Here is a 23,637-nt window from a genome sequence, read left to right on the forward strand (position 1 = left end):
GAGTAGGGTGATTAAAATCTAAGGATATATGTATAGTCGATCTAGGTGATTTTCTGCCGCACTGTCTTGATGCTAGCCAAGTTTTTCTTATTGAAGTAAAGTTGTGCATACAAAAACCGATATTTTTAGTATAATAGAAGTTGCATTGGTTTTTTTGTACTATAAGAAAGTGTAAATTTAGGGTTTATCCCGCATGTAAGGTGCCATACTTTCCTCAATTCTAAAATCTATTATGCATTGTGAATATAAAAGAAAAAACGGCACCTAAATGCCCGATTGGTTCAGGGGCCTTTAGGTCATACCCTTGTGGTACTAATATTCAGTAGGAGAGGGAAGAAAGCTCCTACTGAATGAAGTTTCACTTTATAGTATAAGAAAAACTATAACTTTCGCTAAAGACTTGGCGACAAGCCGAGTTTTTCTAACATAAAATTTTAGCGAAAGTTGGTTGAACGTCGCTGAAATTTTTGTTTAAAAGAATACGTGCCCAGGCAATCGCCTTCGCCGGGAAGCTAGCCAAGTTTTTCTTTATAAATAGTATTGTTTAGGAGAAGCGATATGAGTAGATTGAACTTTAAAAATATTTATACAGCAGGTGCGGTCGTAAACGAATCAGATTTGTACATCCATTATCATAATCCAAAAATGTTAATAAAGTATGATGATAATTATTTAGAATTTTTAAAAATGCCTACATTAGAACAATTTAAAGAAGCTGCTGCTTATTTGCATGATTTTCACTTACAGCGCAATCAATACCATGTAAAATTTAAGTTTCCAGAAAACAAGAAGCCGGTTGAGGAACTCATTCATTATTTTATAACATGCAATTATGACTATACGTACTTAGAGTTATTCGCTATTCAGCCCAATCAATTTCCCCGTGTCCAAGAAAACTCAGATCTAACCATTCAGCTTGTTTCAGAAGTTAATTTTGATCATTATTTGTATACAAAGTATCAACAAGATAGCGCATTTGGAAAGGAATTTGCAAATGCACAACGTGATGCATATCAACAAGAGTTTCAAGATCCAAGTAAACTGCAAATTTTGTCATATTTCCGGGGGAATATTTCAGGTTCTTTAGACATAATTATTGGTCAAAATATTGCAGAAATTGACGGATTATATGTACTTGAAGCGTATCGTAACAAGGGAATTGCTAGTGCTATGCAACAATTTATTATGAATACATTTCCTGATAAGACGATAATCGTGCTGGCTGATGGAGAAGATACACCGCGGGAGATGTATATTAAACAAAAATACCGTTATTTAGCCTTCCAATACGAAGTTCAAAAGGTATATATGAATCAGAAAGCGACAATAAAACAATAGTAACGGTATGTTAAATAAGAAAGAAACAACCTTTGAGCTTTTTCTCAAAGGTTGTTTCTTTCTAGAAAACGATATCATTTTTGAGAATTTGGTTTTGTATAACATCTTTACTTTAATGTAACTTTTGATTTGTGTCTTCGTATTACAGGGCAAGGGGGGATTGTTTATGTCTGAATCGTGGGAGCGACCTAAATTAAAGATTCCTAAAACAAAAAGTGAATGGATTTGGGATGGAGTTGGCTATGTAAGTTTTTTGGGAACACTCATTTTTTTAATTGCGATTTGGAAGGAGCTTCCTTCGGCGATACCCGCACATTTTAATGCTGCTGGTGAAATTACACGCTGGGGGAGCAAAAGAGAATTGTTGATCCTACCTGTGATGGGGATGTTTATGACACTTTTTACACAAATACTTGAAAAATATCCAGAGAGCCATAATTATCCGAAGCGTTTTAATGAATCGAATGCAGCACAATTTTATTTGCATAGCAGAAAAATGGTTAATAGGATAAAAAATATTTGTTTACTTATTTTTTCCTTTATCCTATTTGAACAAGTTTCTATCGCATTAGGCTGGTGGGGCGGCTCAGGAGTTTGGATGTTACCAATCATCCTGATTATTGTTTTTTTTCCAATAATAGTTGGACTTATTCAACAAAGAAAGATTAAATAAAAAGCAAAACGTTATCGGTAAAAAAGGTGATCACTGTTTAGGGGGATCATCTTTTTTGATTATAAAGATTAAGTTTTATTCTAGTCTACTTCTTATAAATATTGCCACGTTTATTATTATTTAGTAGTTCGCTAGTATCCGAAGTCTTTTTCTATTATAAAATTTCAAATCGTTTTACAATTTTTTGGATTTCGTGATAACTCAAATACATTTAATTGTTAACAGGTTGCCTATAACTAAGTTTATCTATAAAGAAGAAGCTATATTAATTTAGAAGTTCGTACGCCGCTAACCGTTCGAATCTAAAGATGTGTTCTTGTGAGCATTCTTCATTGATTCTTAGATTATCATAGGAACAAATAGTCATAATCATTTAAAAAAGTTTTACTTTCTTGTTCAAGAGGGAAAGGTTATTTTTTTGTGAAAATCTACACAATTTGGCGTTTGAAGTGTATATTTGCAATGTGACTAATGTAATTATTTCTATTTGTCACAAAACATTCAACTAGAGTTCAATTTATTGTACCGAATTTCGTGAACATTTTTTGACAACTAGTATATTCTCTTGTTTTCGTTTTTTTATAGGATTAAGATTGAAAAACGGAAATTCAAAGTGTGATTTTATCATGCTTCTAAATAATTATTTCTAGATATAACATCATTTAGGGGGAGGGGTATCTCTGATGAAATTAAAATGGGCGATCTTAGGAGCTCTACTTACAATGATAGCTGTGCTGACAGGGTGTGAACCGTTAGCCGTCTTAGATCCAAAAGGACCGCAAGCACAGACACAAGCTGATGTAATATGGATTTCGATAGCGATTATGTCGTTTATCGTTATTACCGTATTTGCAATGTTGATTTACATGCTGATTAAATATCGTGCGTCAAAACAGCCTGACTCATATGAACCGCCGCACATTGAGGGGAGTGCTATTGTAGAGGCAATTTGTGTTGGTATTCCAATTCTTATTGTTACCGTGCTTTCCGTAATTTCAGTCCAAAGTACGTATAAAGTCGAGGCTACTCCAGAGGTTTATAAAGACAAGGAACCTCTAGTTATTTATGCTTCATCATCTGATTGGAAATGGCATTTTAGCTATCCAGAGGAAAATATCGAAACGGTTAACTATTTGTATATTCCAACAGATAGACCACTTGAATTCAGACTATATTCGCATGGAGCTATTACGAGCTTTTGGATTCCGCAACTTGGTGGACAAAAATATGCGATGTCAGATATGATTACTACTTTGCATTTAGGTGCTGATTCTCCAGGAGAATTTATGGGGAGGAATGCAAACTTTAGTGGGGAAGGTTTTGCCGAAAATACATTCAATGTAAAAGCAATGCCACAACAGGAGTTTGCCGATTGGGTGAAAGAAGTGAAGCAAACTGCGAAACCACTTACAGAAGATAAATTTGTCGAGTTATTAGAGCCTGGACATTTAGGACAATTAACGTTTACTGGTACGCATTTGGACTTTATGCCGCCTCCTGAAGGACATCATGGAGGGGAAGGCACTCATGGGTCGAACACTGACGACCACTCCATGGGACAACATGAGAAAACTGATGAAGATCAAACGGATAGTTCTGAAGCCAACCGTTCACAAACAACAGAAAACCATCATGAAGGACAGCACTAAGCTTTGCATCGGAGTTATTTGGGAGGGAGTAGATAAGTATGGACTTTTTTGAGAGATTTGCGATACCGCATCCAAGTCCCGCTATATATGCATCTATGGTTGCTATTGGTTTAACTACTATTGCAATAATAGTTGGCTTAACCTATTTTAAAAAATGGGGTTATTTATGGCGTGAATGGCTTACCACTGTTGATCATAAAAAAATCGGAATTATGTATATGATTTCTGCATTATTAATGCTGTTTCGAGGTGGAGCAGATGTGCTGATGATGCGTGCGCAAACTGCTGTACCTGAAAACAAGCTGTTGGATGCACAGCATTATAATGAAATATTTACGACACACGGAGTTGTAATGATTATATTCATGGCAATGGCATTTATCATTGCGTTAATGAACTTTGTCATTCCATTACAAATTGGTGCACGAGATGTTGCGTTTCCTCGTTTGAATGCTCTTAGCTTTTGGCTTTATTTTATGGGAGCAATGTTATTTAATATATCGTTTGTAATTGGTGGCTCACCAAGCTCAGGATGGACTTCTTATTTTCCGTTAGCCGGAAATGATCTAAGCCCATCTGTAGGAACGAATTATTACATGCTTGCTCTGCAAATATCCGGGTTAGGTACTCTGATTACTGGAATTAACTTTATTGTGACGATTCTTAAAATGCGAGCTCCAGGCATGACTTTAATGAAAATGCCAATGTTTACATGGGCTGGTTTAATTACAAACGTCATTATCGTGTTTGCTTTTCCGGTATTAACTGTTGCATTAGCGATGGGAACAATGGATAGATTGTTTGGAACTAATTTCTTTACAACAACAGATGGTGGAATGGATATGCTGTGGGCTAATCTATTCTGGGTATGGGGACACCCGGAAGTATATATTCTAATTTTGCCTGCTTTCGGTATTTATAGCGAAATTATCCCAACTTTCTCACGTAGAAATCTATATGGTTATAATACAATGGTCATTTCCATGGTAGTTATCTCATTACTATCATTTCTTGTCTGGGTGCACCACTTCTTTACAATGGGGCAAGGAGCATTAGTAAATAGTATTTTCTCCATTACAACCATGGCGATAGCAGTTCCAACGGGAATTAAAATATTCAACTGGTTATTTACGATGTGGAAAGGTAAGATTAAGTTTACTGTACCGATGTTATATTCATTAGGCTTTATTCCGATTTTTACTATCGGTGGTGTAACCGGAGTAATGCTTGGTATGGCTTCGGCTGACTATCAATATCATAATACAATGTTTTTAGTCGCACACTTTCACTTAGTTATTATTCCTGGTGTTGTGTTCGCTATGATCGCAGGTTTAACCTATTGGTGGCCAAAAATGTTCGGCTTTATGTTAAATGAACGAATTGGAAGATGGACGTTCTGGTTTATCGCGATTGGTACATGTTTGGCGTTCTTCCCGATGTTTATTTCAGGGTTAGATGGTCAAGCTCGTCGTATGTATACCTACTCGGAAGCAACCGGCTTTGGGATATGGAATATGCTTTCGTTTATTGGAGCAATCGGACTAGCAATCGGATTTGTGCTTCTTGTGTACAATATCTACTATAGTATACGTTATGCTTCAAGAGATATTGGAGATGACCCATGGGATGCACGTTCACTTGAGTGGGCAACACATAGCCCGGTACCTGAATATAACTTTGCTATTGCACCGGAAGTTAATTCGCGTCAGCCCTTTTGGGATGCAAAGAAGCATGGTCACAAATTATTTAAGGCTGGCTATAAAGAGATCCATATGCCGAATAATAGTGGTGTTCCGTTTATAATGGCTGTCTTTTTCTTCATCTTCGGATTTGCTTTTATATTTAGTATGTGGATAACAGCGATTGCTTCACTTATTGGTATTTTTGCTTGCTTAATTCATCGTTCATTTGAAAAGGATCATGGATACCATATTTCTGGTGATGAACTTAAAAAAACAGAAGCAGAACTGCGGGGTGCTAAATAATGAATATAGATAAGACACAACCGCTTGAATACCGTACAGAGCAAGGTCGTTTAAATATATTAGGTTTTTGGATATTTATTGGTGCAGAGGTTATGCTGTTTGCAACATTATTCGCATCTTATTTCATTTTGGTAGATCGTACAGGAAGTGGTCCTACAGGAGCAGATGTTTTCCAAATTACTCCGGTATTAATTGAAACGATTTTGTTATTAACAAGTAGTTTTACGATTGGGCTCGGGGTTCATGCGATGCGAATCGGCAACAAAAAGGCGATGTTAAGCTTTTTTATCCTTACGCTAATTCTTGGCGTGGCATTCTTGGGAGTAGAAATTTATGAATTCTATCATTATGTACATGTCGGTGCAGGAATTCAGACAAGTGCATTTACATCTATTTTATTGACAACTCTTGGAACGCACGGATTACACGTTACGTTTGGTTTGTTCTGGGGAATTATGATCGTGATACAAATCATAAAACGTGGTTTAAATTCGGAAACAGCTAATAAATCATTTATTTTTTCCCTTTACTGGCATTTCTTAGACGTTGTATGGATTTTTATTTTCAGCTTCGTCTACTTGAAAGGAATGATGTAAATGAAGGAATTATTTCCAACTAAACATGTAATGGGCTTTGTCTTTTCTTTAGTACTTACCGTTGTCGCTCTCTTGGTATATTTTATGGATATGTCGTTTGCGGTAGGAATGACGGTCCTCCTTGTTACGGCTTTTGCTCAAGCTGGACTGCAGCTGATAATCTTTATGCACGCGGGTGAATCTAAAGATAGAGGTGCTATTTATACAACGATATATTATGGTGTTATCGTAGCCATTATGACTGTTTTTGGTTCATTATTAGCCATGGTCTGGGGTTATGTATAAAAGGAAAAAGCCGTCCATACATTTTGATGTATTGGGCGGTTTTTTTAGTATGTAAGAAAAACTATCCGTTTTTATTCATCATACTGAGAAATATTCTAGGGGGTTTAGTATAGAAAATCAACTATTTTTATAATCGATGTTCAAAAAACATTTGATGTTAGAAAGTGGTGAAAGCAAACTAATCTAAATACTGAAGAAAATATTAGCAGAATAATAAAATTATAGAGAGACAAAGGTTGGACAGTTATACATGTAGAACATACGTTAATAATCTTAATTTAGTATTCTACCCTGCTAATAACGGATTTTCGATAAAAGAAATAGTTGCATTTATAGACCAGTACTAATAATAACAAAGAAAATGAACAGCAGTTTTATTGCAACAAACTTAGAAACATTTTTAAAAGTAAATAGACTCATCACAGCCGTAATTACAGGGTCTTATATATTTACAACTACAGAATGAGCAGTAACCTAGGCCTTCGTACATACTTAATTCAGATACAACAGATTTGTTTAGATTAACGGATCAAAATAATAATCAGTATAATGTAAATACGATACATAATGTATCCATTACCTACAAGATAAATTAGCTGCCATTTTAATGACAGAGCAAAGATGATGATAGTTTTAGCACATTAATTAAAATTGAGCAGCATATATAAGAAGTCCAACAATCTTAACTCTTTGGCTATCATATTTGTAAATGTATCGACTTTGAATTTGATGTGACGGTTATGTTGTGGGAGATTTAGTAGATGGCAACGCTAGGTTGAGATAATTTCAATTTTTTGTATAAAGAAAGTGTTACCGCTCTTATTTTTATAGAGAGGGTGAACTAAGGATTTTATAAAATGTTTAGAATAACCTCCTGGCTTAGTTTTACGTTAAGGAGTGTTCAGGCAGTGTGCAGCCAATATACTCATGCTGTTAGGAAATTCCATAGAAAGTCAAACAATTAAATCTCTTTCTTTTTTCTTCTGTCATTCATTTCTTCTGTTGCTACAAAGAATATTCCCATTAAAAAGATAAAAACAGCTCCCATCACAGTTCCGATCCCTATTCCTGTTATATAGCTGTAATCGCTTACAAAAAATCCATAAATAAACATCGTTATCCCAGCAAATAATATGATTGCACCAACATATTTTGTTGCACGTAACATTTTTGCATTATTCATAAGTGGCCTCCTTTTTTGCAAATCAAGTTGCTTAACTTGGTTGTTATTTAATTTGCAAAATTTCAAGTAATATATAATTTCATCTATCTATATTATTCATGTTGTTCACAAAATTGTCAAATAGTATTATTTATAATGTTTTTTGTTGACATAAAATTAACCTCAGCATAGACTATAATCAAACAATCAAACAACTATTTGACTATAGGGGGATTAACTTGAAAACCGCAAATACCAAAAAGCATCAATCAGATGTTTGTGAAACGTTTTGTTATGATGAAGCTAAAGTAAATCATATTCGCCCAAAAGTAGATAAAATGGAAGGTGTAGAGCAGCTTTTCAAGGCATTAGCAGATGCTACCAGGCTTAAAATAGCTTATGCATTAACATTAGAAAGGGAATTATGTGTTTGCGATGTTGCCCATATTATTGGCGCAACGAAGGCTACTGCCTCGCATCATTTAAGACTTTTACGGAATATGGGATTAGCAAAGGATCGTAAAGAAGGTAAGAATGTATTTTACTCATTAGATGATGAACATGTGCACCAGTTAGTGACGATAGCGATTGTACATGCAAAAGAAGGTGTTGATATTGGAAAAGAATGAGCATGTGTACCGTCTACAAGGATTATCCTGCGCAAACTGTGCCGCAAAATTTGAAAAGAATGTTCGTGACATTGAATCTGTCCAGGATGTAAAAATAAATTTTGGTGCATCAAAAATCAAGGTAGTAGGAAAAGCCACTATTGATCAACTGGAATCAGCGGGAGCATTTGATGGAATTAAAGTTGTTCCGGAGAAAAAGCGCTTAAAGGAGCACAAGAAGCAAGCATTTTGGAAAAAGCAAAGCAATATTACTACAATGTTTTCACTGTTCTTTACCGTTTTAGGTTATGTATTTATGTTTCAAGTTGGAGAAAAAAACATGGCAACGATAGGAACCTTTGCTGTAGCTATTTTAGTTGGTGGCTGGGAACTGTTTAAAGTCGGGCTTAGGAACCTTACCAAATTTGAATTTGATATGAAGACATTAATGACCATCGCCATAATTGGAGCAGCCATTATTGGCGAATGGGCAGAAGGTGCAGTCGTTGTTTTCCTATTCGCTGTAAGTGAAGCATTAGAGGGTTACTCCTTAGAAAAAGCGCGACAGTCCATTCGGTCATTAATGGATATTGCGCCAAATATCGCAACGATCAGACGTGGAGATAAGCTGGTTGAAGTAGATGTTGATGATGTCCAAATTAACGATGTCATGATTATAAAACCAGGGGAAAAAATTGCGATGGATGGAGAAGTATTAAGAGGAGAGTCTTCTATTAATCAGGCTGCAATTACTGGAGAATCTATACCAGTGTATAAGACTGCCGGAGATGAAGTGTTTGCAGGTACATTAAATGAAGAAGGATCTTTAGAAATTCGAGTAACAAAATATGCAAAGGATACTACTATTGCGAAAATTATTCATTTAGTAGAAGAAGCACAAGCTGAGCGAGCCCCTTCACAGCAATTTGTCGATCGCTTTGCGAAATACTATACGCCTGCTATTATCGTTATTGCCTTTTTAGTAGCAGTTATTCCGCCACTATTCTTTGATGCGTCATGGTCTCAATGGGTGTATAGTGGACTAGCTGTACTTGTGGTAGGTTGTCCTTGTGCCTTGGTAATTTCAACCCCTGTTGCAATCGTTACAGCAATTGGGAATGCAGCACGCAAGGGTGTGCTAATTAAAGGTGGTATTCACTTAGAAACTGCTGGAAAATTAGAAGTGATTGCCTTTGATAAAACAGGAACCTTAACAGAAGGGAAGCCGGCAGTGACAGAGGTGATATCTTTAGGAAATCTGTCAAGAGAAGAAGTTCTAGCACATGCCGCAGCCATTGAAACATTCTCACAGCATCCATTAGCCTCTTCGATATTACGTAAAGCAAAAGAGGAAAAAGTAAACGAACTGCATGCTAATAACTTTATGTCTCTAACAGGTAAAGGAGCAAAAGCAACAATTGACCAAACTGAATATTTTATTGGAAGTCCTGCACTATTTAGAGAGTTTGTAAATATACCGAAAGAATTACAGCAGCAAATTCGCACCTTGCAAACGCAAGGAAAAACAGTGATGCTTTTAGGAACGAAAACAAGAATGGATGGATTGATAGCCGTTGCTGACCAAGTACGAAAAAACAGTCGCTCCATGATAGAAATGCTACTTAATCTTGGTAAACGAACAATTATGCTTACAGGAGATAACCAAGCTACCGGAGCTGCAATTGGACGAGAGATTGGTATCTCAGAAATAAAGGCAGAATTACTGCCACAAGATAAGTTAACAATGATTAAGCAATTGAAAGAACAATATGGAAAAGTAGCGATGGTAGGAGATGGAATTAATGATGCGCCTGCTCTGGCAGCAGCAGATTTAGGAATTGCTATGGGTGGTGCCGGTACGGATACAGCGATGGAAACGGCTGATATTGCATTAATGTCAGATGATTTGAGCAAAGTTCCATACATGATGGGCTTAAGTAAAAAAACATTAAACATTATTAAGCAGAACGTTACTTTTGCTCTTGGTTTAAAAATTGTTGCATTGCTATTAGTTATTCCTGGATGGCTCACATTATGGCTCGCTATTTTTGCGGATATGGGAGCAACCCTGTTAGTAGTATTTAATTCATTACGTCTAATGAAAACAAAATAAGCGAAATATTCTAAGTGAACACCCGCTTTTTTGGAGGGTGTTCATTTTTTTAATGCTTATGAAATTGACCTAAATCTACAGATGGAGCGACTTTATAAGATTCTGTGACATGTCAAGATCAGGAATAAAATGATGTTGACAACTATATGGAATAGGAGTAAATTATAGCTTATTGATAGTAATTAACAAAATATTTATATGCCTTTTTATAGCTTAATCTCTAAGAGCGGGGGAACCATAAGTAACAAAATAGAACAAACGATTTGGCTTAGATAGTGCCTATAACGTCATTATTTTTTCTGTTTTGGGGTGAATCTTAGTTCATCAAGAGGGGATACTTTCAGTCCCTAATCCGACAGCTAACCTCGTAAGCGTTCATTTCAATCTGAGAGAAAGGTCCAAGGGCTGAACAACCTTAGACCATGCTTTATTGCAATGGTCTTTTTTATCGTTTTGGGAACAAGATTCGTTTCTACATGATGGATTCTTTTGGGTGAAAAAGTTCCGCTGTCTAGCTTGTTCGCTTAAACTGTGGCAAGCTTCCAACTTCTCCCTGCGATAAGTTAACATCGACTCGAATCTAAAGGAAAGCCGACTAAAGCGGGCTTGCCGTGTCGGGCATACTTCTGTTTTAGTGGCATGTTTCCTTTATCCAAGACATGGAAGGCTACGACATTGATACATCGCGTTTTTTCAAGGACAAGGAAAGCTTCTTCAAGGACAAGAAAAAATACTTCTTACGCAGAAAAGTGTTTTACTTTTCAAGGAAAGGGAAAGCTACGACAGCGACATATAGCGATTTTCCAAGGAGAAAAGTAATCCTTGAATAAGTTTTACCTTATCGCGTTAGAAGAGATCTCTAGTTTGTACGTTACTAACCGATTGCTTTTGTTTCTTTCGTTCATTTAATGATCTTTGGCGAATATTAATTTGTCTAGAGAATGGAATAAATAAAGTAAACATGGCAGGCAACAACAGAAAGAAGGATACAGGATGTTACAGAGTATTTGCAATTCACTATTTCATAGGATAGAAAGGCGACCGGGTTCTTTTATCGCTTATTTTTATACATTTGGAAAGTATGTGCTTCGATTAAGCAGAAACACTAAAAATGTAACTGTTCAAAGAATAAGTGTAACAAAAGGATCGTTTATGCCAAAGGCTTCTCCTGAACTTAGTGTTTGTAACGGTTATATAAAGGATATGTACTTAGAACAGAGGTGTAGGCCATGAGGAGGATCATTTCTTTACGTCCATTTGCAAGAAGTGCGATCCATTTTAGTCCCCCTCAAACCCTTGCATTCACATTTTTGATATTTATTTTAGGTGGAACTGTATTGTTAAAGCTGCCAATTGCTACGATAGAACCTATATCTTGGATGGATGCGTGGTTTACTGCAACTTCAGCAACTACGGTTACAGGTTTGATCGTTGTAGATACAGGGATAACGTATACGCTATTTGGTGAAATGGTAATTATGTTTTTGATGCAAAGCGGTGGTCTCGGCTTAATGACATTTTCTATCCTAATTTTAATGATGTTGAGAAAAAAGATTGGTTTACGACAACGCATATTGACGCAGCAATCCTTAAACCTTAATCAAACTTCTATTGGCGGACTTGTCCGTTTAGTTAAACGATTATTTATATTTTCTATATCTATTGAAGCAATCGCATTTGGAATATTATGTATCAAATGGATTCCTGAATTTGGAATTTTAGGCATTAAATATAGCTTATTTCATAGTATATCAGCTTTTAATAATGCGGGTTTTTCTTTATGGGAAAATAACTTAATCAATTATGTAGGTGACCCGCTGGTTAATATTGTGATTACAGCTTTGTTTATTACCGGTGGTCTAGGTTTTACCGTTTTAGCGGATGTTTGGGATAAAAGAAGGTTTCATAAGCTTTCTTTACATTCCAAACTAATGCTTGTGGGGACATTAATTATTAATGTTTCTGCTTTACTAGCGTTATTTTTTCTAGAGTATGGAAATCCAGAAACAATTGGGAATTTTTCCTTTTTTGATAAACTGTGGAGTTCCTATTTTCAGGCAGTGACACCGCGTACCGCTGGATTTAATACATTAGATATAGCAGAGATGACAACCCCCTCTATACTGCTAATGATGCTACTGATGTTTATTGGTGCCGGGAGTGGGTCTACCGGGAGTGGAATTAAAGTAACCACTTTTGTTGTCATGATATTGGCCACGATTTCCTTTTTACGAGGAAAAAGTGAAACGACTGCTTTCAACCGAGCGATTAAACCGCATACTATAGTGCGTGCATTATCAATTATGATGATCAGTATTTTATTGATATTTGTTGCTATTTTTATTTTAACCATTACAGAGGATGCACCGTTTCTAGTTATTGCATTTGAAGTGATCTCAGCATTTGGTACAGTTGGTTTATCAATGGGAATAACACCGGATCTAACGTTTTTGGGTAAAATTGTGATTATCGTGATGATGTTTATTGGTCGAATTGGTCCGCTAACTATCGCTTTTGTATTTGCTAGACAAAAATCATTGTCCATTCGTTATCCTGAAGAAGATATATTTACTGGGTAAATAAGGAGAGTTTTCCCCTCTCTTTATTTATATGTATGAAGTTTTAGCAAAAGCAAAAAGCAAGCTATTCGCTTGGTATGAAGTATAAAGGCGTGTTCAAAAAGAGGGCTAAAAAGGATTAAGATCGGCTAAGTTTTCATACGTCCTTGAAAAAGCAGCATACTTTCTGCGTCGGGTGCGTCGCTGATTAGATTGCTTGTTTAAGGAACAGAGAAATGAGGTAACGAAGCAATTCAATGTATGCCTTTTTAGCAGATTTTTTGAACACCTTTTATAAGCACAATTAATTCTCCTGCATGAGGCTTAATTTGTTTTACGAATATTATTTTTAAATCTACTATCTTGCATTATTCAGTAGTAGAATATATATTATATATAGGTACTATTTATTGTTCACTAGTAATAAAATAAAAATGAGGGTGTATGGCCGAATGAATGTTCAATTTAAAAAGGGTGTATTAGAGTTATGTGTTCTTGCTTTATTAGATAAGCAGGATCATTATGGCTATGAACTGGCGAACAAAATATCCAAGCGAATAGCGATATCAGAAGGGTCGGTTTATCCGCTATTAAGAAGACTTGCAAAAGAGGAATACTTTACAACCTATTTAAAAGAATCGACGGAAGGACCATCCAGAAAATATTACCGGTTAACGGACAAAGGAAGGGATTATCTTCATCAATTAATTCATGAGTGGGTACTGTTTTCCGAGGGCGTAAACAAACTGCTGCGGGAGGGTGAGCATATTGAATAAAAATCAATTTATTAAAAAATTAACAAAAGGAATCAAAAAGCTTCCTAAAAATGAACAACAGGATATTATTCAAGACTTCGAAGAACATTTTGCAGCAGGGATGGCAGAAGGAAAAACGGAGACGGAAATCGCTGCTGCGCTAGGATCACCAAGTCAAGTTGCTAAAGAGCTTGTAGCAAACTATCGTCTTGAAAGGGTTCAAGATACTACCAACACTGGCAATATCCTCCGCGCTGTCTGGGCTGTAATAGGATTAGGCTTCTTCAATATAGTTATTGTGCTTGGCCCTTTTATTGCCTTAGTCTCATTAATTGCTGCTGGATGGATAATGGGTGGTGCATTTATCATATCTCCTTTACTTGCTTTGGTGAATTTAATCTTTTTTCCGGAGTCATTTATCCTTTTTGATTTATTTGTAGCGTTAGCTCTGACAGGAATTGGAATATTTATTGCTATTGGTATGTATTATATAACACGCTGGATATTTAAAGGCTTTGTTCACTATTTGCAATATAATGTAAAGATGGTAAAAGGTGGTCTAAAGCATGGGTAATATTAAAAAGTTAAGCTTAATTGCCTTATTATTAATAACTATTGGTGGCACAGGAAGCTTGTTTACTTTTAAAACCTTAGAAAGAGGTACTGTTTCTGAGACGAAGGAAGTAGAGGCTAAAGAAATATCAAATCTAAAGATAGATCTGATAAATGAAAAAGTGAATATTGTTCCTACTAAAGAGGCTGAAATAAAAATAGAACTTAAGGGGAAAAGCAATGAGCCCGATAGAAAACACTTAAACATAGATAAGCAAGGCGGGACGTTAACCATTCAAAAAAAACGCGAACATTTTAAGAAATTCGTCTTTTTTGAACGAAGTGATTCGTTAACATTAACTGTCCATTTGCCTAAAAAAGAGTATGAATCTATTCAAGTTGAAGTGAACAACGGTAGTATTAAAGCCGATCACATTACTGTAAAAAATATGAAGGTTTCTGGAGATAATGGTAAAATTTTTCTAAGAGATGTAAAAACAGATCAAACAAATGTAGGAACGACAAATGGTAGTGTTCTGTTAAAAGATATTTCAGGAAAACTTAAAGGAAAAACAAATAACGGTAAAATTTCTCTTTTAACTGTTGATTTAGATCGTTCTCTCGATTTTACGACGAACAATGGTACGATTGAGATAAAAACTGAGAACGAGCCAACTAATGTTACCTACGATCTACGTGTAGGCAATGGAAATATTCAAGTGTTTGATGAAAAAAACTGGGATACGGTGATCGGGAACGGAAAAAACTTGATCAAAGCATCTACGGATAACGGAGATATTGAGATTAAAAAATATTAAGTCTCGGTATTGAAGTACTTGTTCTGTAAGCAGATGAAAACGGACTAGAAAGGTTAAAGCAACGAATGTATGTAATTGCAATCAAGCAACCAGAAATAAATCTACTTGAAAATTCGAAGTTTCTTTTTGTGTAGTTTTGTAGGATCTGATTCGCTAATTCAATCGTCTTCTCTCGTTTAAATTTAGCAATTAGAAATACCTCCCATTCATTTATTTTACCAATAAAAAACTAAACTGCGAAGCAAGAGGGTAGTTACCCCTAAAAGTTAAAGGATTCAGCGCAATACTCCCGCTGAATCCTTTATTATTTTTATGTTTAAGAGTAGTGATCATCTGAGTTAGATAGCATCAAACAAAGTAATCTTGCTGTCTGAGCACTTATTCCTCTACAGGCGATAGTTCGTCTTCTGTTACCCATTTATGATTTTTAACTTCTTCACCTGTTGTTGTAGATTTATAATCAACCATATAAACAGTAGTTTGTTTAGCTTCGTCAATAGTAGCTTTGGCACCATCCATTCCTTTCATATGAGAGGCTTTAATGGTTGCTTCATCACCCGGTGTCAAAGGCTCATCTCCTACGTCAGCTAGTTCTTCGTGGATGACCCATTTATGGTTCTCCACTTTTTCACCTCCGTCTGTTGGTGTATAAGTCACCATATAGACAATCGTATCATAGGCGCCTTTAATAGTTGCTTCTGCTCCTTTCATCCCTTCCATATGATCAGCTTCAATAATTGCCTTACTTCCAACCTCATATTTTGGATTTTCAGCTTCTTTTAAGTTTTCTGGTACTTCACCAGAACTAGAATGCTCCATTTCACTTTCTTCTTTAGAATTTTTTTCTTTCTCCGTGTTCGTTTCCTCTTGTTGATTTGTTGCCTTGCCATTTTCGTTATTGTTTGTTCCTTCATCCTGATTAGTTCCACAAGCGGCTAATGTTATTGCTGAGATAATGGAGACCAATCCGATAAACCATTTTTTCTTCATTTCTTATACCTCCTATGTGAAATGTGCCTTTGGTAATGAAAATACCCAATAAATTTGCAGATTTTGTGCAATTTCTATGACATATTGTAAGTAAATCCTTAGAAAATTATACTTCTTCTGCACAAAAACTCGATATTATTGCATTAGGATAAGAAACGGTTGATTAACTATAAAATGAGAAAAACAGATAAAAGTGCTGATTAGGAATCAAAAGGCTTGCCCGTTGTCTAGGAAACTAAACCCGTTTCTATATGTGGATATCTTTTTTGAAAAGTAGCTTCGTCGTCTAGCCTAACGATTGAGCGACTACAACTTCGATCTTTTTCCTACGATAAGTTAATGTTGGCTTCTGTAGTCATTGTGTACTATCTTAGAAGAATTTCATTTTGTATGTCGCGAAACAAGCACTTCCGCTTTTGTTCTGTTATGATTTTTGTACAGTTTTAATGGGAGAAGAAGGGGAAAATGTTATGTTTAATCGACTATCGTTAAAAATGGGAGCACTTTTTTTTGTATTTATTTTAATTATAGGTGGGCTGCTTTATTTTATTCTTTATATTAATTTAGCGAATGAACGAATAAACGAAATCATCAACAATCTATTAGCGAGAGGAAATACACATAGTGATGTATTAGAGGATCATTTTGATGAAACGACGATGAACCATGTGGGTCTAATGGAGTCTGCTTCTGATTTTGTCGTAATTATTACAGACGTAAAAGGAGATATACTTGTTCAATCCAATCCGCTAGAGAAAGAAATGGAAACAGTGATTAAACGAACGGATTATAATCAGATTCCTCCTGAGGGAGTCGTAATAGAAGATAACTGGAAAGATAAGCAATATATTGCGACAGATAGTCCAATAACGATAGATGGTGAACATCGTGGTCATGTATTTATGTTTGCAAACTCGAAGCAGGTAAGAAGTATATTGGATCAGCTAAGTAATCATTTTAAATTTATCGGATTTATAACGGTTGGCATAACAATTATTACAATATTTATTTTGTCTCGTTTTATTACCTCACCGGTAGTGAAAATGAAACGAGCAACAGAGCAGTTAAGTATAGGAAACAACCAAGTAGAATTGCATACAGAACGAAATGATGAACTTGGAGAGTTGGCAAAATCGATTCAGTCATTATCCAATGACTTGGATCGGTTAAAAAATGAACGAAAAGAATTTTTAGCAAGTATTTCCCATGAATTACGTACACCGTTGACCTATATTAAAGGTTATGCAGATATCATCCATCGTCGATCCTTATCAGAGCAAGAGTTAATAGAATATATCGAGATTATTCGGGAAGAAACCGAACAATTATCAAAATTAATCAAACATTTATTTGAATTGGCAAAGATGGACCAGTATTCCTTTGTCATCAATCGAGAATTAGTTACGTTAAAGACACTTATTGCATCTATTATCGATTTAATACAACCTGTGATTCAACAAAAAAATATTAGCGTATCTTTACAATGTCCCTATTATATAAAGGCATTTGTTGATCCGCATCGTTTCCAACAGGTTATCTTAAATATTTTGGATAATGCAGTAAAACATTCTCCAAAGGGCTCTGTCATTACTATAGAGGTCAGAGAACAAAGAGAATTTATTACCATTACCGTTTTGGATCATGGTGAAGGTATACCGAAACAGGACCTGCCTTTTGTGTTTGACCGTTTGTATAGAGTAGATAAATCAAGATCAAGAAAAAGCGGTGGGAGTGGACTTGGTCTAGCCATAGCTAGAGAAATTGTGGAATCCCATGGAGGTTCCATGAGGATCAACAGTAAATTCGGTGAAGGAACGGATGTGCTTATTCAATTACCGATAATATCAAAAAAAATATAAAAACTCTTCGAATATTGAAAGCTTAACATTGAGGCGTCACGAACATGAATCTTTACAAAAATATGCAACCAACCCTTGTTGCGTAAGGCCTTGATCTTATTATACTCGCCACTTAATATAAGGACTCGGTGGGTAAGTCGTTCCGAATTCTTTTCAAGGGGAAACTCTTTTTATACACAAATGTACTAATATACTAATATCAAGAGTTATCAGGTTTTTATTAAAAAACGTTTAAAAGTATGCAATAATTTAGGAGGGGGGTTCAAATGAATAAAGTATTATTAATTGATGATGAACAGCGTATGTTAGATTTATTAGCATTATATTTGCAACCGTACAATTATGATTGCGTAAAAATAAAAAAAGCAGAAGAAGCGCTTTATTATTTGGAAAAGGATAATTTTGATATTGTTTTACTTGATATAATGATGCCAAATATCGATGGGTGGGAGTTATGTAAGCGTATAAGGGAATTCTCTGATGTGCCGATTATTATGATAACTGCGAGAGATCAACAAGATGATATTGTTAAGGGATTACGTCTTGGTGCAGATGACTATATTACCAAGCCGTTTGATGAACGGGAGTTATTGGCCAGGATAGAAGCATTGATTAGGAGAACGGTGCCTAAGAAAACTATTGAGATAAATGGTTTATGTTGGAATGAGGATAAATTTGAGCTTACGTATAATGACCAAATAATTAAATTAACACCAAAGGAATTCCTCATGATTGGTCAATTAATGAAGCAACCGACAATTGTGTATACAAGAGAGCAGCTTATTGAGTTGATTTGGGGATTCAATTCTGAAACAGAAGGAAGAACAATCGATTCACATATTAGAAATATGCGAGAAAAAGTAAGGCAAGCTGGTTTTCCAATCGATGATTATTTAGTAACGGTTTGGGGGATTGGCTATAAATGGGTAATTCCCCATGAATGACAACAGTCCGAATGCACATTACATCTAATAAACGATTCAAAGAATATAAATTGAAGTAAAGAAAATATCGCACTTGCTTTTATATTTTCGGTATTTTATCCCATATGTAACTGGCAGTAAGTCTTGCTCTTACATGAAGTGAGGTGAACCCAGGGAGATAAGTGGAGGATCCAACTACAAGTCAAATGTCCGATTCTGTTCAGAGGTTTTAAGCCACACCCTTGCTGTACGAATAATCAGTGGGGGGATAATAGAAAACCCCACTAATTGAAGATTGACTTACATTAAGCAGCTCGGCAAATTTTTGCACACTTAAAGCAAGCCTCTGCGCATTGTTGACAATGGTCATGATCATGCTTTTTACACTCTGCTCCGCAGGCTTCACAAATAGTCGCACAAATAGCGGTTAACTCGGAAAGAAATGGAGTCCCTCTAGTAATTGCCTGTTCCACATAACTGCAAATTTCCGCACACTCTCTATCCAAGCGAATGCAATTAGCCATCTTGTGTAATTCTTTCTCTTCAAGGCAGGCATCGTAACAATGGTTACAAGCAGTCATACATTCATGCAATGCTTGAATAAGCTCCCTATGTTGTTCATGTGCCATGAAAACCCTCCTTTTATTAGTTACATTTCCCATGTTTGCTTAGATTAAACTAAAATCAATGAAAAATGTTTCATCGTAATGCTAAAATGGAATAAATTGAATAGGGGAGTGAAGGGCGTTGAGTTATCAATGGCTTGAATGGGCTAGAAGAGTCCAGGCCTTAGCCCAGGCTGGTTTGGAATTTACCAAAGATGAGTATGATCGTGAACGTTATGAGGAGCTTTGGGAATTGAGTATGGAAATAATGTCATCCTACTCGGAGTATGATATGAAACAATTAACCAACCTATTTCAAGATGAACACGGATATCCAACACCAAAGATGGATGTACGAGGTGCTGTATTCAAAGATGGGCGTATATTAATGGTTCAAGAACGGATGGATAATAAATGGTCACTTCCAGGCGGTTTTTGTGAAGTTGGTTTATCTCCTTGTGAAAATATTGTAAAAGAGATATATGAGGAATCAGGTTATCACACCATTCCTTGTAAATTTCTCGCCCTTATGGATATGATGAAACATCCACATCCACCACAGCCTTATCATTATTATAAAGTGTTTATTCAATGTGAGATTGTGGGTGGTGAAAGAAGTAGTGGTATTGAAACGAATGATGTTGCATTTTTTCACGAGAATGCCCTTCCTGAAATATCCATAAAAAGAAATACAAAAGAGCAAATTAAGATGTTATTTGAGTTTTATATAAATCTTAGTAAACAAGCTATTGTCGATTAAATACGAGGAAAATGTGAATAAATATTTTTCTTTTTCAAATACTTATAGGGAATGTTCAAAAATAGGATAGAATGGTGCATTGAATTTCATCGTTGTATCGGATTTTATAACCTTTTTTGAACATGACTTATATCAAGGGTATTATTTTAGGGAATATAACCTTTACTAAAGGCGTAATCTACATTTTAATACCCTTATGTTTTACGTATAAGAACAACTAGGTGCTTGTAATAGTGGGCAGGGCATTAGCCGCCTAGCACGAACAGCGGGTGTGACTCCTTTGTTGTAAAGCTTCAATCATGGGAAAATCTTAGTAGGTAGATGGAAGGGTTATTCTAGCTAAGAACCGTTATCCTTTTGTCCGTGGTGGTTATCATAAGCAATTGTGCAAAGCTTAAGCACCCAAGCTGTAGCAAAAGCAAACTTCCAATCTTCTTTTTTACAATAAATCAATATCGGCTCGAATCTAAAGGAAGACCGACTAAAAGTGGGCTTGCCGTCAGGTGTTGGCATGCCCCCTTGTTTTAGTGGCATGTTCTTTATCAGTATGTAAGAAGTCTATTTCTCTATTTCTATTATCTGGATAAGATAGTGAGAGGAGTAGCTCCTAAACCTTAAATGAAGCTTCACTGTATCTTTTTAAAGATCTCCAGTTTGTTCGTTGCTAAATGAGTGCTTGGGCTTTTGTTCCGCAGTAAGATGCCGTAAAGACTAGTTCCAAAACGTTTGCTATCTAAAGAACGCTTAACAGCTGATTGGTTCAAGGGCCCTTAGGTCATACCCTCATGGTACTAACATGAGGAAAGAAGTTTTATTTTTACACGATAGGAAAGTATATAACTTTAGGCTTTATCGTATAAGAAAACGGTAGTTTTCGCTATAAAGACTTGAGACAAGCCAAGTTTTTCTAAAAAAACATACTTGAAGTTAGAACGTTTAATGATTTTTCTAAATAATTTTTATCTGTTTTACTAAAATCGTTTTAAAATTACCATATGGGGGTATAGTATAAAGGCGAGAAGTAATTCAGTAAGGAAGAAAATAGGAGGGTATGATATGAAGCATGAAGAACATGGCAATCATCATCAACATCATGAGCATAGCGATCATAATCACAACCATGAAGAGCATAAGCACTATGATCATCGACATTCCGGACATTCACATGGCCATCATGGAGGGCATGATCATGGAGATATGGTAAATGATTTTAAAAAACGATTTTTTATATCTTTAATTATTACGGTTCTAATCCTTGCTTTATCCCCAATGATTCAAGGCTTTCTTGGAGTTGAATGGAGATTTCCTTACGACCAATATATTCTCTTTGCCTTATCTACGTTTATATTTTTCTATGGTGGTTGGCCATTTCTGACGGGAGCAATTAGTGAATTAAAAGAGCGAAACCCTGGAATGATGACGTTAATTGGCTTAGCAATTTTAGTTGCTTACAGTTACAGTTCTCTTACTGTATTTGGCTGGGAAGGGAAAGACTTCTTCTGGGAGCTAGCAACGCTAATTGATATTATGCTGCTTGGGCATTGGGTGGAAATGCGTTCCGTAATGGGCGCTTCAAATGCATTAGAACAGCTTGTTAAATTAATGCCAAATGAAGCGCATAAATTAGATGAAAATGGAAATATACACGATGTTCCTTTATCTGAATTAAAGAGTCGGGATCGAGTATTAGTAAAACCTGGAGAAAAAATACCAGTTGACGGTTCGATTATTGATGGTAAATCTGCAGTAGACGAATCGTTACTTACTGGTGAATCTGTCCCGATCGAAAAAGCTGAAGATGATTCTGTAATTGGTGGTTCCGTTAATAAAGAAGGCTCCCTTACGATACAAGTAGAAAAAACAGGAGAGGAATCATTTCTATCTCAAGTGATAACGATGGTAAAAGAAGCCCAGGAATCACGATCGAAAACACAAGATTTAACAAATAGGGCAGCAAAATGGTTATTCTATATTGCTTTACTTTCCGGTTTTGTTACATTAGTCATTTGGTTATCACTTGGAGAACCTTTTGATGTTGCTATGGAACGAATGGTTACGGTCATGGTTATTGCATGTCCACATGCGTTAGGGTTAGCAGCACCACTAGTTATAGCGGTTTCTACATCTATTTCCGCTAAAAAAGGTTTATTAATCCGAAATCGCGCTAACTTTGAAAGTGCAAGGAATTTAAATGCGGTAGTATTTGATAAAACAGGAACGCTGACGAAAGGTGAATTTGGCGTAACTGATATTATTCCAATGAACGAGAAGAGTGAAGAAGAAGTACTTTCGTATGCAGCAAGCATTGAACAAAATTCGGAGCATCCAATAGCCACTGGAATCGTTCAACGTGCAAAGGATAGAGAAGTAACCATCCATAAGGTTACAGATTTTCAGTCTATTACAGGAAAAGGCATTCAAGGAAAAGCGGATGGAAAAGTGGTAAATGTCGTTAGTCCCAAGTATGTAAATGATCAGCAGTTAGACTATGATCAACAACTGTTTAGTGAGATGTCGGAACAGGGGAAGACAGTTGTGTTTGTACTTGTTGATGAAGAGCTGATCGGGATGATTGCTTTAGCGGACATGGTTCGAGATACAGCAAAAGAAGCTATTGTAGCACTGAAAGAGCAAGATATTCACCCGATTATGCTTACTGGAGATAATCGCAAAGTAGCGAATTGGGTTGCAAAACAACTTGGCATTGATGAAGTATATGCAGAAGTTTTACCAGATGATAAAGCAAATCAAGTAAAAGAGATTAAAGAAAAAGGTTGGAAAGTAGCGATGACTGGAGATGGTGTTAATGACGCACCAGCACTTGCCACGGCAGATTTAGGAATTGCCATTGGTGCAGGGACAGACGTAGCTATGGAAACAGCTGATGTCGTACTCGTGAAAAGCAACCCTAAAGATGTTGTAGCACTAATGGAGCTATCAAGAAAGACTTATCGCAAAATGGTTCAAAACCTTTGGTGGGCAGCAGGATACAATATATTCGCAATTCCACTTGCTGCTGGCGTATTAGCGCCAATTGGGATTGTACTCAGTCCAGCAGTAGGTGCTATTTTGATGAGTTTAAGTACAGTAATTGTCGCAATTAATGCGAAGTTGCTGAAAGCTTAGTTTGCTCTTAACTAATAGAGATTGGTAATAACCGAATTTTTTCTAGTATAGAAAAACCGTACTGTTAACATGGATTGATCGACGTGTAGAACAGTATGGTTTTTACTTATGGAAATGAAATCCGTTTTACATGGCGGATCTTTTTTGCAGGTAGCTTCGGCATTCCGTCTAGCTTTAGCGCTCATCAACTAGCAAATTTCTCTTCTTCTAACGATAAGTCAACGCCGGCTTTTTTTTCCGAAAATCAAAAGAGCGGGGATATATTTTGTAGGAGGGCTCATA

At 36.0% G+C, this 23,637-nt stretch carries 19 protein-coding genes and 1 riboswitch; of the genes, 16 read left to right on the forward strand and 3 right to left on the reverse strand.

Annotated elements, in window-relative coordinates; translation table 11 throughout:
• Window positions 1-558 precede the first annotated feature (558 nt).
• The 6 genes from JNUCC74_RS02300 (at window position 559) to qoxD (ending at window position 6,526) form a co-directional block, all read left to right on the forward strand.
• Window positions 559-1,338, forward strand: coding sequence for a GNAT family N-acetyltransferase (locus tag JNUCC74_RS02300; RefSeq protein WP_077319261.1), 780 nt, complete (start codon window positions 559-561; stop codon window positions 1,336-1,338).
• Window positions 1,339-1,504: 166 nt separating this feature from the next.
• On the forward strand, window positions 1,505-2,011 hold the full coding sequence (locus JNUCC74_RS02305; protein WP_077319262.1) for a DUF1648 domain-containing protein: 507 nt from the start codon (window positions 1,505-1,507) through the stop codon (window positions 2,009-2,011).
• Between the two features lie 683 nt (window positions 2,012-2,694).
• Entirely contained in the window at window positions 2,695-3,660 is a 966-nt protein-coding gene (qoxA, locus tag JNUCC74_RS02310; protein ID WP_454066743.1) for a cytochrome aa3 quinol oxidase subunit II, read from the forward strand.
• A gap of 38 nt (window positions 3,661-3,698) precedes the next feature.
• Window positions 3,699-5,645 (forward strand): cytochrome aa3 quinol oxidase subunit I, encoded by a 1,947-nt coding sequence (gene qoxB, locus JNUCC74_RS02315; RefSeq protein ID WP_454066744.1) that lies wholly within the window; start codon window positions 3,699-3,701, stop codon window positions 5,643-5,645.
• Window positions 5,645-6,241, forward strand: a complete 597-nt coding sequence (qoxC, locus tag JNUCC74_RS02320; protein ID WP_077319265.1) for a cytochrome aa3 quinol oxidase subunit III — start codon at window positions 5,645-5,647, stop codon at window positions 6,239-6,241. Before qoxB ends, qoxC begins: the two co-directional genes overlap by 1 nt.
• A complete protein-coding gene (qoxD, locus tag JNUCC74_RS02325) occupies window positions 6,242-6,526 on the forward strand; it encodes a cytochrome aa3 quinol oxidase subunit IV (RefSeq protein ID WP_077319266.1) in 285 nt (94 codons plus the stop codon). It begins immediately after the preceding gene.
• 961 nt (window positions 6,527-7,487) lie between these two features.
• Here qoxD and JNUCC74_RS02330 read toward each other — a convergent pair.
• Window positions 7,488-7,709: a hypothetical protein gene (locus JNUCC74_RS02330; RefSeq protein WP_454066745.1), complete on the reverse strand. Its 222-nt coding sequence runs from the start codon at window positions 7,707-7,709 to the stop codon at window positions 7,488-7,490.
• Between the two features lie 218 nt (window positions 7,710-7,927).
• Here JNUCC74_RS02330 and JNUCC74_RS02335 point away from each other — a divergent pair, with 218 nt between their 5' ends.
• From JNUCC74_RS02335 to JNUCC74_RS02360, 6 genes are all read left to right on the forward strand, one after another.
• Window positions 7,928-8,317 (forward strand): ArsR/SmtB family transcription factor, encoded by a 390-nt coding sequence (locus tag JNUCC74_RS02335; protein WP_245799759.1) that lies wholly within the window; start codon window positions 7,928-7,930, stop codon window positions 8,315-8,317.
• Window positions 8,283-10,409 (forward strand): heavy metal translocating P-type ATPase, encoded by a 2,127-nt coding sequence (locus JNUCC74_RS02340; RefSeq protein WP_454066746.1) that lies wholly within the window; start codon window positions 8,283-8,285, stop codon window positions 10,407-10,409. The genes JNUCC74_RS02335 and JNUCC74_RS02340 overlap by 35 nt, the downstream gene beginning before the upstream one ends.
• A gap of 200 nt (window positions 10,410-10,609) precedes the next feature.
• Window positions 10,610-10,798: riboswitch (cyclic di-AMP (ydaO/yuaA leader) on the forward strand.
• Window positions 10,799-11,638: 840 nt separating this feature from the next.
• Window positions 11,639-12,988, forward strand: a complete 1,350-nt coding sequence (locus tag JNUCC74_RS02345) for a TrkH family potassium uptake protein (RefSeq protein ID WP_454066747.1) — start codon at window positions 11,639-11,641, stop codon at window positions 12,986-12,988.
• A gap of 431 nt (window positions 12,989-13,419) precedes the next feature.
• The gene (locus tag JNUCC74_RS02350; protein WP_454066748.1) at window positions 13,420-13,743 is read left to right on the forward strand and encodes a PadR family transcriptional regulator; all 324 of its coding nucleotides are present in this window, start codon (window positions 13,420-13,422) and stop codon (window positions 13,741-13,743) included.
• On the forward strand, window positions 13,736-14,296 hold the full coding sequence (locus JNUCC74_RS02355; RefSeq protein WP_454066749.1) for a DUF1700 domain-containing protein: 561 nt from the start codon (window positions 13,736-13,738) through the stop codon (window positions 14,294-14,296). The genes JNUCC74_RS02350 and JNUCC74_RS02355 overlap by 8 nt, the downstream gene beginning before the upstream one ends.
• The gene (locus tag JNUCC74_RS02360) at window positions 14,289-15,092 is read left to right on the forward strand and encodes a DUF4097 family beta strand repeat-containing protein (protein ID WP_454066750.1); all 804 of its coding nucleotides are present in this window, start codon (window positions 14,289-14,291) and stop codon (window positions 15,090-15,092) included. Before JNUCC74_RS02355 ends, JNUCC74_RS02360 begins: the two co-directional genes overlap by 8 nt.
• 378 nt (window positions 15,093-15,470) lie before the next feature.
• On the opposite strand, the gene JNUCC74_RS02365 is transcribed toward JNUCC74_RS02360, so the two are convergent.
• Window positions 15,471-16,082, reverse strand: a complete 612-nt coding sequence (locus JNUCC74_RS02365; protein ID WP_077319274.1) for a YdhK family protein — start codon at window positions 16,080-16,082, stop codon at window positions 15,471-15,473.
• Window positions 16,083-16,552: 470 nt separating this feature from the next.
• On the opposite strand from JNUCC74_RS02365, the gene JNUCC74_RS02370 reads away from it, so the two are divergent.
• Window positions 16,553-17,941 carry an ATP-binding protein gene (locus tag JNUCC74_RS02370; RefSeq protein WP_454066751.1) on the forward strand — a complete coding sequence of 463 codons (1,389 nt, stop codon included), beginning with the start codon at window positions 16,553-16,555 and terminating at the stop codon, window positions 17,939-17,941.
• 266 nt (window positions 17,942-18,207) lie between these two features.
• Window positions 18,208-18,885, forward strand: coding sequence for a response regulator transcription factor (locus JNUCC74_RS02375; protein ID WP_077319275.1), 678 nt, complete (start codon window positions 18,208-18,210; stop codon window positions 18,883-18,885).
• Window positions 18,886-19,169: 284 nt separating this feature from the next.
• Here JNUCC74_RS02375 and JNUCC74_RS02380 read toward each other — a convergent pair whose 3' ends face one another.
• Entirely contained in the window at window positions 19,170-19,493 is a 324-nt protein-coding gene (locus JNUCC74_RS02380; protein WP_077319276.1) for a four-helix bundle copper-binding protein, read from the reverse strand.
• A gap of 118 nt (window positions 19,494-19,611) precedes the next feature.
• Here JNUCC74_RS02380 and JNUCC74_RS02385 point away from each other — a divergent pair, with 118 nt between their 5' ends.
• The gene (locus JNUCC74_RS02385) at window positions 19,612-20,229 is read left to right on the forward strand and encodes an NUDIX hydrolase (protein ID WP_454066752.1); all 618 of its coding nucleotides are present in this window, start codon (window positions 19,612-19,614) and stop codon (window positions 20,227-20,229) included.
• Window positions 20,230-21,285: 1,056 nt separating this feature from the next.
• The gene (locus tag JNUCC74_RS02390; protein ID WP_077319278.1) at window positions 21,286-23,355 is read left to right on the forward strand and encodes a heavy metal translocating P-type ATPase; all 2,070 of its coding nucleotides are present in this window, start codon (window positions 21,286-21,288) and stop codon (window positions 23,353-23,355) included.
• Window positions 23,356-23,637 lie beyond the last annotated feature (282 nt).

The organism is Cerasibacillus sp. JNUCC 74, assembly GCF_053667775.1.

What these genes read in the sequence shown, in the direction of transcription:
- JNUCC74_RS02375 (WP_077319275.1), top strand. Translation starts at nt 18,208, where the DNA reads ATGAATAAAGTATTATTAATTGATGATGAACAGCGTATGTTAGATTTA.
- qoxB (WP_454066744.1), top strand. Translation starts at nt 3,699, where the DNA reads ATGGACTTTTTTGAGAGATTTGCGATACCGCATCCAAGTCCCGCTATA.
- JNUCC74_RS02305 (WP_077319262.1), top strand. Translation starts at nt 1,505, where the DNA reads ATGTCTGAATCGTGGGAGCGACCTAAATTAAAGATTCCTAAAACAAAA.
- qoxA (WP_454066743.1), top strand. Translation starts at nt 2,695, where the DNA reads ATGAAATTAAAATGGGCGATCTTAGGAGCTCTACTTACAATGATAGCT.
- JNUCC74_RS02380 (WP_077319276.1), bottom strand. Translation starts at nt 19,493, where the DNA reads ATGGCACATGAACAACATAGGGAGCTTATTCAAGCATTGCATGAATGT.
- JNUCC74_RS02340 (WP_454066746.1), top strand. Translation starts at nt 8,283, where the DNA reads ATGCAAAAGAAGGTGTTGATATTGGAAAAGAATGAGCATGTGTACCGT.
- JNUCC74_RS02390 (WP_077319278.1), top strand. Translation starts at nt 21,286, where the DNA reads ATGAAGCATGAAGAACATGGCAATCATCATCAACATCATGAGCATAGC.
- JNUCC74_RS02360 (WP_454066750.1), top strand. Translation starts at nt 14,289, where the DNA reads ATGGGTAATATTAAAAAGTTAAGCTTAATTGCCTTATTATTAATAACT.
- qoxD (WP_077319266.1), top strand. Translation starts at nt 6,242, where the DNA reads ATGAAGGAATTATTTCCAACTAAACATGTAATGGGCTTTGTCTTTTCT.
- JNUCC74_RS02370 (WP_454066751.1), top strand. Translation starts at nt 16,553, where the DNA reads ATGTTTAATCGACTATCGTTAAAAATGGGAGCACTTTTTTTTGTATTT.
- JNUCC74_RS02365 (WP_077319274.1), bottom strand. Translation starts at nt 16,082, where the DNA reads ATGAAGAAAAAATGGTTTATCGGATTGGTCTCCATTATCTCAGCAATA.
- JNUCC74_RS02330 (WP_454066745.1), bottom strand. Translation starts at nt 7,709, where the DNA reads ATGAATAATGCAAAAATGTTACGTGCAACAAAATATGTTGGTGCAATC.
- JNUCC74_RS02350 (WP_454066748.1), top strand. Translation starts at nt 13,420, where the DNA reads ATGAATGTTCAATTTAAAAAGGGTGTATTAGAGTTATGTGTTCTTGCT.
- JNUCC74_RS02300 (WP_077319261.1), top strand. Translation starts at nt 559, where the DNA reads ATGAGTAGATTGAACTTTAAAAATATTTATACAGCAGGTGCGGTCGTA.
- qoxC (WP_077319265.1), top strand. Translation starts at nt 5,645, where the DNA reads ATGAATATAGATAAGACACAACCGCTTGAATACCGTACAGAGCAAGGT.
- JNUCC74_RS02345 (WP_454066747.1), top strand. Translation starts at nt 11,639, where the DNA reads ATGAGGAGGATCATTTCTTTACGTCCATTTGCAAGAAGTGCGATCCAT.